The 12,813-nt window shown below is 72.1% G+C and carries 12 protein-coding genes; 2 read left to right on the top strand and 10 right to left on the bottom strand.

The genetic code is table 11. The annotated features are described in order from the left end of the window. Positions 1 to 145: 145 nt before the first annotated feature. The 5 genes from GXP74_RS06590 to GXP74_RS06570 form a co-directional block, all read right to left on the bottom strand. Entirely contained in the window at positions 146 to 925 is a 780-nt protein-coding gene (locus GXP74_RS06590; RefSeq protein WP_182450462.1) for an HAD-IIA family hydrolase, read from the bottom strand. A gap of 120 nt (positions 926 to 1,045) precedes the next feature. After that, positions 1,046 to 1,759, bottom strand: coding sequence for a phosphonatase-like hydrolase (locus GXP74_RS06585; protein ID WP_182450461.1), 714 nt, complete (start codon positions 1,757 to 1,759; stop codon positions 1,046 to 1,048). Further along, entirely contained in the window at positions 1,759 to 2,877 is a 1,119-nt protein-coding gene (locus tag GXP74_RS06580) for a TIGR03364 family FAD-dependent oxidoreductase (RefSeq protein WP_182450460.1), read from the bottom strand. Before GXP74_RS06580 ends, GXP74_RS06585 begins: the two co-directional genes overlap by 1 nt. A 205-nt stretch (positions 2,878 to 3,082) precedes the next feature. Then, positions 3,083 to 4,153 carry an adenosine deaminase gene (locus GXP74_RS06575; RefSeq protein WP_182450459.1) on the bottom strand — a complete coding sequence of 357 codons (1,071 nt, stop codon included), beginning with the start codon at positions 4,151 to 4,153 and terminating at the stop codon, positions 3,083 to 3,085. A gap of 80 nt (positions 4,154 to 4,233) precedes the next feature. Continuing rightward, the gene (locus tag GXP74_RS06570) at positions 4,234 to 5,529 is read right to left on the bottom strand and encodes a DUF445 domain-containing protein (protein WP_225447756.1); all 1,296 of its coding nucleotides are present in this window, start codon (positions 5,527 to 5,529) and stop codon (positions 4,234 to 4,236) included. Between the two features lie 47 nt (positions 5,530 to 5,576). Here GXP74_RS06570 and GXP74_RS06565 point away from each other — a divergent pair, with 47 nt between their 5' ends. Beyond that, positions 5,577 to 6,731, top strand: coding sequence for an aminotransferase class V-fold PLP-dependent enzyme (locus tag GXP74_RS06565; RefSeq protein ID WP_225447755.1), 1,155 nt, complete (start codon positions 5,577 to 5,579; stop codon positions 6,729 to 6,731). 89 nt (positions 6,732 to 6,820) lie between these two features. Here GXP74_RS06565 and GXP74_RS06560 read toward each other — a convergent pair whose 3' ends face one another. The 5 genes from GXP74_RS06560 to GXP74_RS40120 form a co-directional block, all read right to left on the bottom strand. Then, entirely contained in the window at positions 6,821 to 8,506 is a 1,686-nt protein-coding gene (locus tag GXP74_RS06560) for a beta-N-acetylhexosaminidase (RefSeq protein WP_182450457.1), read from the bottom strand. Between the two features lie 32 nt (positions 8,507 to 8,538). Then, positions 8,539 to 9,531, bottom strand: coding sequence for an ATP-binding cassette domain-containing protein (locus GXP74_RS06555; RefSeq protein ID WP_182450456.1), 993 nt, complete (start codon positions 9,529 to 9,531; stop codon positions 8,539 to 8,541). Between the two features lie 49 nt (positions 9,532 to 9,580). After that, positions 9,581 to 10,444, bottom strand: a complete 864-nt coding sequence (locus tag GXP74_RS06550; protein ID WP_370468382.1) for an ABC transporter permease — start codon at positions 10,442 to 10,444, stop codon at positions 9,581 to 9,583. Beyond that, positions 10,437 to 11,357, bottom strand: a complete 921-nt coding sequence (locus GXP74_RS06545) for an ABC-2 family transporter protein (protein ID WP_182450455.1) — start codon at positions 11,355 to 11,357, stop codon at positions 10,437 to 10,439. The genes GXP74_RS06550 and GXP74_RS06545 overlap by 8 nt, the downstream gene beginning before the upstream one ends. A 232-nt stretch (positions 11,358 to 11,589) precedes the next feature. Then, positions 11,590 to 11,907: a hypothetical protein gene (locus GXP74_RS40120; protein WP_225447754.1), complete on the bottom strand. Its 318-nt coding sequence runs from the start codon at positions 11,905 to 11,907 to the stop codon at positions 11,590 to 11,592. A gap of 18 nt (positions 11,908 to 11,925) precedes the next feature. Between GXP74_RS40120 and GXP74_RS06540 the strand changes: the two genes are divergently transcribed. Continuing rightward, complete coding sequence (locus tag GXP74_RS06540; protein WP_225447753.1) at positions 11,926 to 12,792, top strand: Scr1 family TA system antitoxin-like transcriptional regulator; 867 nt, start codon at positions 11,926 to 11,928, stop codon at positions 12,790 to 12,792. The last annotated feature ends 21 nt before the right edge of the window (positions 12,793 to 12,813 follow it).

Raw genomic sequence — 12,813 nt, 5'->3', positions numbered from 1 at the left:
CCAAAATATGACGAGATACCAGATTTTGCCCGACCGACATACCTCAACTGACTCTCCATCAGCGCCGTCCGGGTGAAACCCGCACACAGAAGGCCCCGCCCTCGAACACGAGGGCGGGGCCGACTGGCGGAGCCGGAGCGAGCGGTCAGATCTCGTCGATCAGCTCGTAGACCGACTTCACCACGCGCGACGGGCGGTACGGGAACCGCTCCACCTCGCTCTGCTGGGTCAGTCCGGACAGCACCAGCACGGTCTCCAGACCGGCCTCCATGCCCGACTTGATGTCGGTGTCCATCCGGTCGCCGATCATCGCGGTGGACTCGGAGTGCGCGTTCAGCGTGTTCAGCGCCTCGCGCATCATCAGCGGGTTGGGCTTGCCGACGAAGTACGGCTCGACCCCGGTCGCCTTGGTGATCAGCGCGGCCACCGAGCCGGTCGCCGGGAGCACGCCCTCGGTGGACGGGCCGGTCTCGTCGGGGTTGGTGCAGATGAACCGGGCACCGGCGTTGATCAGCCGGATGGCCTTGGTCAGCGCCTCGAAGCTGTAGGTGCGGGTCTCCCCCAGTACCACGTAGTCCGGGTTGCTGTCGGTGAGCACGTAGCCGATCGCGTGCAGCGCCGTGGTCAGACCGGCCTCGCCGATCACGTAGGCGGTGCCCTGGGGACGCTGCCCGTGCAGGAACTTGGCCGTGGCCAGCGCCGAGGTCCAGATGCACTCCTCGGGCACGTCCAGGCCCATTCCGGCGAGCCTGGCGTGCAGGTCGCGCGGGGTGTAGATGGAGTTGTTGGTGAGCACCAGGAAGGGCTTGCCCGAGTTGCGCAGGCGGGTGATGAACTCGTCCGCGCCCGGAATGATCGTGCCCTCGTGAACGAGGACACCGTCCATGTCCGTCAGCCAGGACTCGACCGGCTTGCGTTCCGCCACGTCGGCATCTCCTCATTCAGTGGGTTGGGCTGCCCCGACAACCTCAGCCTACTGGTGCCGCTGGTTCCATCGCGTGCCGTTCCGACTGCCGGGACGGCACGCGACCTGGAACCGGACGGCTCAGCGCTTCAGCAGCGCGGGCAGCTCGGCGACCGAGGCCAGGACGTCGGTGGCGCCGTCGGCGCGCAGCCGGTCCGCGCCGTGCGCCCCGGTCAGCACGCCGGCGACCACGCCCGCCCCGGCGCTCGCGCCGCAGCGCATGTCGTAGCCGGTGTCGCCGACCACGGCCAGCTCCCGCACGTCGTCCGCCGCGCCGGTGCGCAGCAGCGCGGCCAGGGCCAGGTCCGGGTAGGGACGGCCGCGGCCGCCCGCGTCGGCCGGGCACAGCACCAGGTCGGCCAGCCCCTGCCAGCCGAGCGCGTCCAGGATGCGCTGCTGGGTCGGGCCGGAGAAGCCGGTGGTCAGCACGACCGTCAGGCCCGCCGCCCGCAGCTCGCGGATGGCCTGCTCGGCGCCGGGCAGCGGCGCGCAGTGCCCCTGGTCGACCAGGTCGTGGTACGCGGCCTCGAACGCCCGGTTGCCGCGCTGGGCCTGCTCCTCGTCGCCGAACAGCGCGCGGAACACGCTGATCTTGCTCTCGCCCATGGTGTCCCGGACGTACGCCACCATCTCGCGGTGCCGCTCGGTGCCCGCGACCACGCCCAGCTCGGCCGCCGCCGCGTCGAACGACCGCTCGACCAGGCCGTCGTCGGCGACGGTGGTCCCGGCCATGTCCAGCACGACCAGTCGGGTGCGGGGGGCGTCGGCCCCGGTCGCGGAAGTCTGATCAGCCATCACAGTCCCATCTCCGTCACGGTCGCCTCGCCGATCGCGGGCGAACAGGTCATGCCGCGGCCACCGGGGCCGGTCACCAGCCACACGCCGTCGCGCACCTGCTCGCGGTGCACCACCTCGGTCGTGTCCAGGCACTGCGCGTACACGCCGGCCCAGCGGCGGCGCACCCGCGGCAGCGGGCGGCCCAGCAGGCTCTCGGCCACGCCGGTCAGGTAGTCGTACGGCTCCTCGACCACGTCGAAGCCGAACGGGTGCTCGTACTCGTGGGTGTCACCGATCGTCAGCGAGCCGTCCGCGCGCTGCACCATCAGCAGCTGCATCCGGTGCTCGGCGGCGACCGGGTGCTGCGGCTGGCCGGAGTTCAGCGCCTCCAGCGCCGGGCCGGTGTAGGCCGGGTAGTAGCGGAAGCTGTCGGCGTCCGCCACCGAGGTGGTCAGCTGCTCGTCCAGCGGCTCGGTCTGCATCATCTGCAGCCGGACCCGGCGGACCGGCAGCTCCGGCGCCAGCTCGCGGACCAGGCCGCCCAGCCAGGCGCCGGTGCACAGCACCACGGCGTCGCCGCTGTGCAGCTCGCCCCGGTCGTCCCGGACCGCGCGGCCCTCGACCTGGCGCACCTCGCGCCCGGCCAGCAGCGTGTACCGGCCGGAGGCGGCCAGCTGCGCCTGGAGTTCGCGCTGCGCGACCCGGGGCTCGACCTGCGCGTCCTGGGAGCACCACAGCCCGCCCAGGAACTCGCCGCGCAGCGCCGGGTTCAGCTTGCGCACACCATCGGCGTCCAGCAGCTCCCAGCCGCGCTGCCCGGCGTCGCTCCGGGCGGCGGCCTCGGCGGCGACCGCGTACTCGGCCTCGGTGCGCACCACGGTCAGCGAGCCGCTCGCCCGGAAGCCGAGCCCGGGCACCCGCTCGGCTATCTCCTCCCACAGCTCGCGGGCCCGGCGGGCGGTCGTCAGCTCGGCCCCTGAGGACCTGCCGCCGACCCACACCAGACCGAAGTTGCGCACAGAGGCGCCGCGCGCCTGTGTCTCGCGTTCCAGATGGACGACCTCGTGGCCGCGCTCGACCAGCTGCCATGCATGCATGGTCCCGAGCGCGCCTGCTCCTACGACGATGACTCTCACAGGCCCGACCTTCGGCCCTCGGAGTGACGCATCAGCAGCCTCCCGGTTAATCGGGCATGAACAGATCCAACAACTTGTCCATACAAGTTACTGGACATGTGCTCGGATCGGCACCCCCGCCGACCGGACCGGGCCGGGGTCGGCGGGGGTACCCGCGGGGCGCGCGAGGGGGCGCCGGGCATCGGCGGCGGGGCCGCGCCCGCGCTCAGGAGCGGGTCTGCCAGCCCGCCAGATAGGCGTCGATCTCGCCGATGATCGCGGCCTTGCCCGCGTCGTCCAGGAAGGACGCGCGGACGCCCTGCCGCGCCAGCTCGGCGGTCCCGGCCTCGTCCAGGCCGAGCAGCCCGGCGGCGACGGTGTACTCGTGGTTCAGGTCGGTGCCGAACATCGGCGGGTCGTCGCTGTTCACCGTGACGAACAGGCCCGCGTCGACCATCTGCCGGATCGGGTGCTCCTCGATCCGCTCGACCACCCGCGTGGCGACGTTCGAGGTCGGGCAGACCTCCAGCGGGATCGCGTGCTCACCGAGGTAGTCCAGCAGCCGCGGGTCCCGCACCGCGTTGGTGCCGTGGCCGATGCGCTCGGCGCCCAGGCTGCGCAGCGCGTCCCAGACCGTCTCCGGTCCGGTGGCCTCGCCCGCGTGCGGGACGCTGTGCAGCCCGGCCGCGCGCGCCCGGTCGAAGTACGGCTGGAACTGCGGCCGTGGCACCCCGGCCTCCGGGCCGCCGAGACCGAAGCTGACCAGCCCCTCCGGACGCAGGTCCAGCGCCAGCCGCTCGGTGATCGCGGCGGACTGGAGACCGGCCTCGCCGGGGATGTCGAAACACCACCGGAGCACCACCCCGAGCTCCCGCTCGGCCGCCCGCCGGGCGTCCTCGATGGCCTCCATGAACGCCTCACCGGGGATCCCGCGGCTGACCGAGCTGTACGGAGTGACCGTCAGCTCGGCGTAGCGGATGTTCTGCCGCGCCATGTCCGCGGCGACGCCGTAGGTCAGCGCCCTGACGTCGGCGGCGTCCCGGATCAGGTCCACCACCGACAGGTACACCTGGATGAAGTGGCCGAAGTCGGTGAACTCGAAGTACTTCGCCAGTGCCTCGGGGTCGGTCGGCACCGAGGTCCGGCCCTCGTAGCGGGCCGCCAGCTCGGCGACCACCGCCGGTGAGGCCGAGCCCACGTGGTGGACGTGCAGTTCCGCCTTCGGCAACCCGGCGACGAAGGCCTCCAGGCCGCCCGCCGGTGCTCCGCGAAGATCCCCGCCCTGTTGCGCTGCCATCAGACCGCTCCCATCAGCTCCGCTTCGGAAGCATGCAGCGTCTCACAGGGAGCACCGGCGGCCGCCCGGCGGCGGCGGTGTCAGACCAGCACCGAGACCGTGTGGATCAGCAGCCCGGCCAGCGCCCCCACCACCGTGCCGTTGATCCGGATGAACTGCAGGTCACGGCCGACGTTGGCCTCGATCTTGCGGGACGCCTCGTCGGCGTCCCAGCTGGCCACGGTCTCCGAGATGAGCGAGGTGATCTCGCCCCGGTAGGTGTCCACCACGTACTCGGCGGCGTCCTCCAGCCAGCCGTCGAGCTTGGCCTGGAGGCGCCGGTCGGTGGCCAGCCGGGCGCCGAAGCTCCGGATGCCGTCCCGCAGCCGCACCCGCAGCTGGCTGTCCTCGTCCTCGGCGGCCTGCAGCACCATGCCCCGGATCGCGCTCCAGGCCGACGCGATCAGGTCCTGCACCTCGGACCGGCCCAGCAGCTCCACCTTGGCCCGCTCGACCTTGGCGATGGTCTCCGGATCGGTCCGCAGCTCCTTGGCGAAGTCCTCCAGGAAGCTGTCCACCGCGCCCCGGGCCGCGTGCTGCGGATCGTCCCGCACCTCCTCCGAGAAGCGCAGCAGCTCGCGGTAGACCTTGACCCCGACCTGGCGGTCGATGAACTTCGGCGTCCAGCCCGGGGTCTCCTCGGCGATGGTCTGGATCACCGTGTCGCGGTGCTCGACCAGCCAGCTGTTGGCCCGCAGCACGCACAGGTCGACCACCCCCCGGTGCCCGCCCTCGGCCACGATCCGGGCCAGCATCGCGCCTATCGGCTGGGCGACCGGCTGCGCGGCGGCGCGACGGGTCACCGCCTCGCCGACGACCGCCTGCACGTCCTCGTCCCGGAGCACCGCCAGCGCGCCGCGCAGCGCCGCCGAAGCCTCCCGGGTCACCCGCTCCGCGCTGCCCGGCGCGGACAGCCACTCGCCCAGGCGGCGGCCGACGCCCAGGGCGCGCAGCCGCCCGCGGACCACCTCCACCGAGAGGAAGTTCTCGCCGACGAACTGGCCCAGGCTGCGCCCGAAGACGTCCTTCTTGGTGGGGATGATCGCGGTGTGCGGGATCGGCAGCCCGAGCGGACGCCGGAACAGCGCGGTGACCGCGAACCAGTCGGCCAGCGCACCGACCATCCCGGCCTCCGCCGCCGCCTGGACGTACCCGGCCCAGGCACCGGCATGGGCGTGCACGCCCCAGCTCGCCAGGGCGTAGACCAGCGTCGCCACCGCCAGGAACCCGGTGGCGATGGTCTTCATCCGCCGCACGCCACGCCGCTTCACCTCGTCCGACGCGGTGTAGCGCACCCCGACCGGTCGATCGGCCTTACTGTCTTCGAGCGTATCCACGTTCCCAGTCTTACCTCTTCGAGATCGAAGTTCGGGAGATGCCCGCCTTGTCTGCTCTGCCGGGCCCGGGTGGCCTGTCCGGTTACGCCGAACACTTCATCGAGCCGGACGGCTATCTCGACTACGGACGTTTCGGCCCGCCCTCCGCCGACGTGGTGGAGGCCACGACCGGCCTGATGACCCAGTCCTCGCACTGCACCGCGCGCACCGTGGACGAGTTGATGGGCCAGGAACTGCGGGCACGTCAGGCCGCGGCCCGGCTGCTCGGGCTGAACGCCGCCTCCAGTGAACTGTCCAGGGTAGCCCTCCTTCCCAACGCCAGTACCGGCCTGTTCCACGCGGCCCTCGGCCTGCCGCGCGGCGACGTGCTCGTCCCCGGGCACGAGTTCCCGGCCAACCTGTACCCGTGGCGGCGAGCCGCCGCTCTGGGCCGGGTACAACCTGTACCACTCACCCCTGACAGGCACGGCCGGATCACCCCTGACCTGGTCCGATCCGCGCTGACCCGGGAGACGGCGGCGGTGGCGCTGTCCGCCGTGGACTACCGCACCGGCTTCCGTGCCGACCTCGCCGGGATCCGTGAGGTGATCGGCCCCGACCGGCTGCTGATCGTCGACGCCATCCAGGCCCTGGGCGCCACCGAACTGCCCTGGACGGCGGCGGACCTGCTGGTCACCGGTGGGCAGAAGTGGCTGCGGGCAGGCTGGGCGACCGGCTTCCTGTACGCCTCACCGCTGGCCCTGGAACGGCTCGAACCGGTGCTGACCGGCTGGACCGGGGTCACCGATCCGGGCCTGTTCGACGGCCGCGAACACCCCCCGGCCGAGGACGCCCGGCGGTTCTCGGTGACCAACCTCAGCCCGGTCGCGGCAGGCGGCCTGGCCCGCGCCCTGGAACTGGTCGAACGCGCCGGGATCCGCCGGATCGCCGCGCACATCCTGCAACGCACCGACGAACTGGTCGACACGGTGCGCAGCGCGGGCGGCCGGGTGCTGTCGCCGACCGCCGAGCACGAGCGGGCCGGGATCGTCGCCTTCGTGCTGCCGAAGACCGACCCGGCGCTGGTCGGCCGGGCCCTGGAGACGCACGGGGTGACCGCGACCGTCCGCCCGGACCAGATCCGACTGTGCGCGCACGCCTCCACCACCCTGGCCACCGTCGACCTGCTGCACGCCGCGCTGCGCTCGCTCCAGCGCCCCTGACCGGCCGCCGTCCCCGACCGGCTACCGCTCCCGACCGGCCGCCGTCCCTGCCCGGCCGCCTCCCCTGACCGGCCGCAACGCCCGACCGGCTACCGCCACGGGATGCCGTCCACCCGGGTCCAGTCCAGGCCCTGCGCGTCCCAGCGCGGGGCCTGGGCGGCCAGCCGCAGCCGGAACGCGGACCAGACCCGGCCCTGCTGCGGCGTCCAGGCGACCTCGGCCAGGGCCGGCAGCCGGGGCAGCAGCATGCTCTCCAGGTCCTGCGGGGTGGCCAGGGTCTCGGTCCACAGGGCAGCCTCGACCCCGGCCACCGAAGCCGCCGGGACGTCCCGCAGAAACGTTCCCGGATCCCAGTCGTAGGCCTGCGGCACGCCCACGTACCCGGCCCAGGACAGGCCGAGCCCGGTCTGCCGGTCGTACTTCTGGTCCAGGTAGGCGTGCTCGGCGGGCTCCAGCAGCACCTGCGAGCCGCCCCTGACCGCCGCCGCGAGCCGCGGCGCCAGCCCGGGCGGCAGCTGGGCGGCCGGGTGCCAGGCACCGAGCAGCGCCGGGCCGAGTCCCCCGCCCGCCGCGTCCTCCCAGGCCATCGGCTGCTTGCCGTGCGCCCGGACGATCGCCGCCGCGCGCGCCATGAACGAGTCGTACGCCTCGGCGCTGACCCCGAAGGCCTCGTCGCCGCCGATGTCGAGGTACCGGCCCGGCGTCAGCGCCGCGAGCGTGCCCACCACCTGGTCCACGAACGCGTACACCCCGGCCCCGTCGGCGCACAGGCTGTCGCCGGGACCGCCGATACCGGTGTACGGGCGCGGCCGGGCGGTCCCGGCGCAGGCCAGGTCCGGGTAGGCGGTGAGCGCCGCGTTGGTGTGCGCGGGCAGGTCCACCTCCGGGACCACGGTGACGTAGCGGGCCGCCGCGTAGGCGGTGATCGCCCGGTAGTCGGCGTCCGTGTAGGAGCCGCCCGGGCCGCCGCCGACCTCGGTGGCCGCGCCGATCCCGGTCAGCCGGGGCAGGCCGGGGATCTCGATCCGCCAGCCCTGGTCGTCCGTCAGGTGCAGGTGCAGATAGTTGATCTTGTACTCGGCCAGCAGGTCGATGATCCGCTCGACCACCGGCACCGGGAAGAAGTGCCGGGCGACGTCCAGTTCCACGCTGCGCACCGGGTAGCGCGGGCGGTCGGTGATCCGCACCGCCGCCACCGTGCCCGCGCCGCGCGCCGGGAGCAGTTGCCGCAGCGTCTGCGCGCCGTGGAACAGACCGGCGCCGTCGGCGGCGGTGATCACCACCCCGCCCGGCCCGGCCACCAGGCCGTACCCCTCCGGGCCGGTCCCGGCGGCCGGGTCGAGCCGCAGCGTCACGCCGTCATCGGCCGTCCCGGATCCCGCCCCGGATCCCGTCCCGGATCCGGCCCCGCCGCCCGGCACCGGCAGCCGGAGGCCGGTCGAGGCGTCGAGGTCGGCCGTCAGCAGCGCGGCCACGCCGGTGGCGGCCGGGCCGCCGTCGGCCCGGATCGCACTCCGCGCGGTGAGCCGGTAGCCGGTGCCGCCGAGGGCGGTGACCTCGGACGGCTCCGGCACCAGCGGCAGCGCCGCACCGGCGGCGGCAGCGGCCGGTGCGGACAGCAGCGGCGCCCCCGGGGCAGCGACGTCCCGGGGGGCACTCGGCGTGGCCGTGGCCGAGTCGGAGGAGACCGAGGCCGGTCGCGACGATCCGCAGCCGGACACCGCAGCCACCAGCGAGACCAGGCCCACCGCCGCGACCAGCGCTTTCCGGTTCATGGCGGCGACCCTGCCAGCTGCCGCGGCTCAACTCAATCCCCCACGCCCACGGCCGCCGATTCCGCCGCCACCTCCCCCCGCTCGCCGTACATCCGCGCGATCACGTCCTCGATCGCGGGCTCCCGCACCGACAGGTCGACCAGCGCGTGGTTCGCCGCGACCGCCGCGACCAGCGGCGCGGCGCTCTGCGAGGCCGGGAAGGACAGCCACTGGCGCGGCCCCTCGATCCGGACCACCCGGGTCCCCGGCACCTGGATCGGCCCGGCGGGCTCGGCCAGGTCCACGACCAGGGTGCGCTCGCTGCGCCCGGTGGCGTGCAGCCCCTCGATCCCGCCGTCGTAGACCACCCGGCCGTGGTCGATCACCATCACCCGTGAGCACAGCCGTTCGATGTCGGTGAGGTCGTGGGTGGTGAGCAGCACCGTCGTCCCCGCCTCGGCGTTGATCTCGGCGAGGAAGGCCCGCACCTTGTTCCGGCTGACCACGTCCAGGCCGATGGTGGGCTCGTCCAGGTAGAGCACCTCCGGGTCGTGCAGCAGTGCCGCCGCGATGTCGCCGCGCATCCGCTGGCCGAGCGAGAGCTGGCGGACCGGGACGTCCAGCAGCGGGCCGAGCTCCAGCAGTTCCACGCAGCGGTCCAGGTTGCGCCGGTAGCGGGCCTCCTCGATCCGGTAGATGCGCCGCGCCAACTCGTAGGAGTCCCGCAGCGGCAGGTCCCACCACAGGGTGGTCCGCTGGCCGAAGACCACGCCGATGCGCCGGGCCAGCCGGGTCCGCTCCCGCTGCGGATCGACCCCGGCCACCCGCAGCCGCCCCGAGCTGGGGACCAGGATGCCGGTGAGCATCTTGATGGTGGTGGACTTGCCCGCGCCGTTGGGGCCGATGTAGCCGACCATCTCCCCCGGCTCGATGCCGAAGGTCAGGCCCTCCACCGCCCGCACCTCGATGCGCTCGCGTCTCAGCCGTCCGGTCCGGCGCCGTACCGTGAAGGTCCGGACCACGTCCTCGACCTCGATGATTCCCATATGTCGCCCTCCTGGGCAGAGATTGCGGAACGAGCGATGTGACCGGCGTTCAGCTGCCGGTGCTGCGGTAGGAGCGCAGCGCGGCGCGCCAGGCAAGCCCGGCCGCCGTGGCGCAGAGCAGGGCGGCGATCGGCGAGGCGAAGCGGAACCAGCCGGGCAGGCCCAGCCGGTCCGGCAGGCCCAGCACGTACATCGCGGGCAGCCAGTTCACGAACGCCAGCGGCACCCCGTAGACGACCCCGCGCACCAGCTCGCGGGCGTAGATCGTGGGCGGGTACTGGAGCATCGCCGAGCCGCCGTAGGTCACCGAGTTCTGCACCTCGGCGGCGTCGGCGGCGAAGAACTGGAAGGCGCCACCAGCGACGAACACCGATCCGAAGATCACACTCCCGCACACCAGCAGCAGCAGCGTCACCAGCACCCGCCCCGGCGTCCAGTCGAGGTGCAGCCGGGACACGGACCAGAGCAGGACCAGCGCCGACTGCAGCACCCGGCCCAGCCGACGCAGCGCGAAGCGGTCCGCGCACAGCTGGGCCAGCGCGGCGGCCGGGCGGATCAGCACGGTGTCCACCGAGCCGTCGCGGACCCGCTGGCCCAGCTGGTCCAGGCTGCCGACGGCCAGGTCGGCCAGTCCCAGGGTCATCCCGGCGGTCCCGTACAGGAAGGCCACCTGCGGCAGGGTCCAGCCGCCGAGGGCCCGGGTGTGCAGGAACATGATCGCGATCACCGCGAAGTCCAGGGCCGAGGTGACCCCGTTGCCGACCATGGTCAGCCAGAACGAGGTGCGGTACGCCAGCGAGGCGCGCAACCACATCCCGGCGACCAGCAGGTACGCCCGCAGTGCCGCCCAGATCGACGGGAGCGCTCCCAGTCGGGCGGGGAGGACGCTTGGCGCATCCGTCGTCTCAGCCACCCTGGACCACCACCTTGGCCGCCGCCGCCCGCTGGACCAGCCGCCCCGCGCCCAGCAGCAGCGCCGCCCAGCCGAGTTGCAGTCCCAGCCCGGTCAGCAGCGCGGCACCGGTCCGCCGCTGCAGGAAGACGTCCTCCGGGATCTGCACCATCCCCGCCCACGGCAGGTGCTCCGAGATCTGCCCGAGGGTCGACGGGAACAGCGTCAGCGGCAGCAGGAAGCCGGAGAAGAACATCCCGAGCACCAGCGCGACCTGCCTGACCCCGCGCGCGTCCAGCAGCCAGAAGCCGGTGAGCGAGGTCATGTAGCGCAGCGAGAAGCTGACGGTCACCGCGAGCAGCACCGACACCAGGAAGCCGCACCAGGTCAGCGCCGCCTCGGCGAGCCCGCCCGCGGGCATCCGCAGCCGGAAGAACAGTCCGCCGACCAGCAGCGGCAGCACCCCGCGCGACAGCAGGTGGTACCCGGCCCGGCCCAGGTCCGCGGCCAGCCACCAGGCCTGCTGGTCCACCGGCCGGTACAGGTCGACCGCGATGTCACCGTTGCTGATCCGCGCCTCCAGGTCGTCCTGGATCCCGCCGCCCATCGCGGCCACCGGCATCAGCATCGCCTGGCCGAGCCAGACGTAGGTCAGCGCCGAACTGAGGTCGTAGCCCCCGAGGTGCGGCCGGACCTCCCACAGCGCCCGGTAGGTGTACGCGATGAAGAAGCCGAAGACGCTGTTGGTGAGCGCCCCGGACCAGGTCGCCGCCCGGTAGGTGGCGTACCGGCGGAAGCTGCCCCGGCCCACGGCCGCGTACAGCCCGACCGCGGGCCGCAGCGCCGGGAGCGCTCCCGAGCGGCTCGGCGGTACGGGGGGCGGATCGGGCGGAGGCGGACAGGGTGGGTGGACGTCGTCGAGTACCGGCGGCATCGGGGAACCACTTCCTCTCTGAATACCGTGCGAACACAGACAGCCCGACACACGCGCACGCCAAGCAGGCCCCCATGCGGCTGCCCAGGGGGCGGCAGCAAGGGGACCGGTAGCTCTACGCGGTCGGGCGAGCGGGAAGCGTAGCGGCCCGACAACCCTCCGCGCACTGGGTTTTATCCGCCGCCGGGGCGAAACTCATGACCAATCGTCAGACGAACTGCCCGACTGGCCATCACTCTGGTTCACCGACTTCGATGAGCTCAGCGTCGGCATTGTCCTCCAGGATTCTGATCAGGGCTCTCTGCAGCACCGGATGGCGAGCCAGATGCCCCCTGGAGGGCGTGAGGACGTGGTACGCCTCAGAGCATTGCAGTGCGCGCATCAGCGCGGCGAACGTCCTGAGTTGCCCTGGGGCGTAGTCATAGAAGATCATCCCCAGGCGATAGCCCTCAGCTTCCGCATACTGAACCAACAACCTTTCGGAACGCAGGAGTTGCTCGTCGTCCGACTCGACGGTCACACACATGTACCCATAGGCCAAGGGCTTCAAGATCGCTCCTTAGAAGGATTGGCCACCCGGCGGCGCAGGGATCTCGCAGCCGCCTCAAGCGGGCGTCGGCTCGGCAACGCCCTGAAGCGCGCTCGCGAGGAGGCGAACAAGACGCAGGATGAAGCCGCCGAGCAGATCGACGCAGCAGCAAGCAAGGTCAGTCGCCTGGAACTCGGTCAGAGCGGCATCAAGTTGACAGACCTGACGCTGCTGCTCGACTTCTACGGTGTGAAGGGCGAACAAGCCGAAGTCATGCGCGAGTTGGCACGCGCCGGTCGGCAGCGGGGCAGGTGGACCGGCTATTTGGGGGCGATCCCCGACTGGTTCCGCACGTACGTCGACCTTGAAGCCGACGCCTCGGAACTCCGCTGGTACCAACCCGAGGTAGTGCCGGGCATCCTCCAGACCGAGAGCTACATCCGCGCAATGAACATCAAGGCCCACTCGCGAGTCTCGGATGACGCGATGGAACAGCAACTCAAGGTGCGCATCGGACGGCAGGCGATCATCAAGCAAGCCAACGCTCCCCTGCTCAACTTCATCCTGAGCGAGTCAGCAATCCGACGGAACATCGGCGACTCGGCGGTCATGCGCGAACAGTTGCTGCACTTGGCCGAGATTGCCGAACTCCCCAACGTGGAACTGCAGGTGCTGCCCTTCGATGCGCAGACCTTCGGTGCCGCCTGGGTGGGTTTCACGATCATGCGCTTTGACCATGACGCGGCCTCTGACGTGGTCTACCTTGAGGACTACACCGACGCGGCCTATCTCGATCGACCGGATGGCGTGCAAGCTTACGGTGCTCTTTGGAATCGCCTGCAAGCTGCGGCCAGGGGTCAAGTAGAGTCGCGCCGCATGATCCTTCACCTTGCCAGCGCGAGCTAGTGCCATCAACCCAAGAGGGAG

Source organism: Streptacidiphilus sp. P02-A3a, from assembly GCF_014084105.1.
In the GTDB taxonomy this organism is placed as follows: Bacteria; Actinomycetota; Actinomycetes; order Streptomycetales; family Streptomycetaceae; genus Streptacidiphilus.
This window is presented reverse-complemented; position numbering and strand designations above follow the sequence as displayed.

What these genes read in the sequence shown, in the direction of transcription:
- GXP74_RS06585 (WP_182450461.1), bottom strand. Translation starts at nt 1,759, where the DNA reads ATGGCTGATCAGACTTCCGCGACCGGGGCCGACGCCCCCCGCACCCGA.
- GXP74_RS06555 (WP_182450456.1), bottom strand. Translation starts at nt 9,531, where the DNA reads ATGGGAATCATCGAGGTCGAGGACGTGGTCCGGACCTTCACGGTACGG.
- GXP74_RS06575 (WP_182450459.1), bottom strand. Translation starts at nt 4,153, where the DNA reads ATGGCAGCGCAACAGGGCGGGGATCTTCGCGGAGCACCGGCGGGCGGC.
- GXP74_RS06560 (WP_182450457.1), bottom strand. Translation starts at nt 8,506, where the DNA reads ATGAACCGGAAAGCGCTGGTCGCGGCGGTGGGCCTGGTCTCGCTGGTG.
- GXP74_RS06545 (WP_182450455.1), bottom strand. Translation starts at nt 11,357, where the DNA reads ATGCCGCCGGTACTCGACGACGTCCACCCACCCTGTCCGCCTCCGCCC.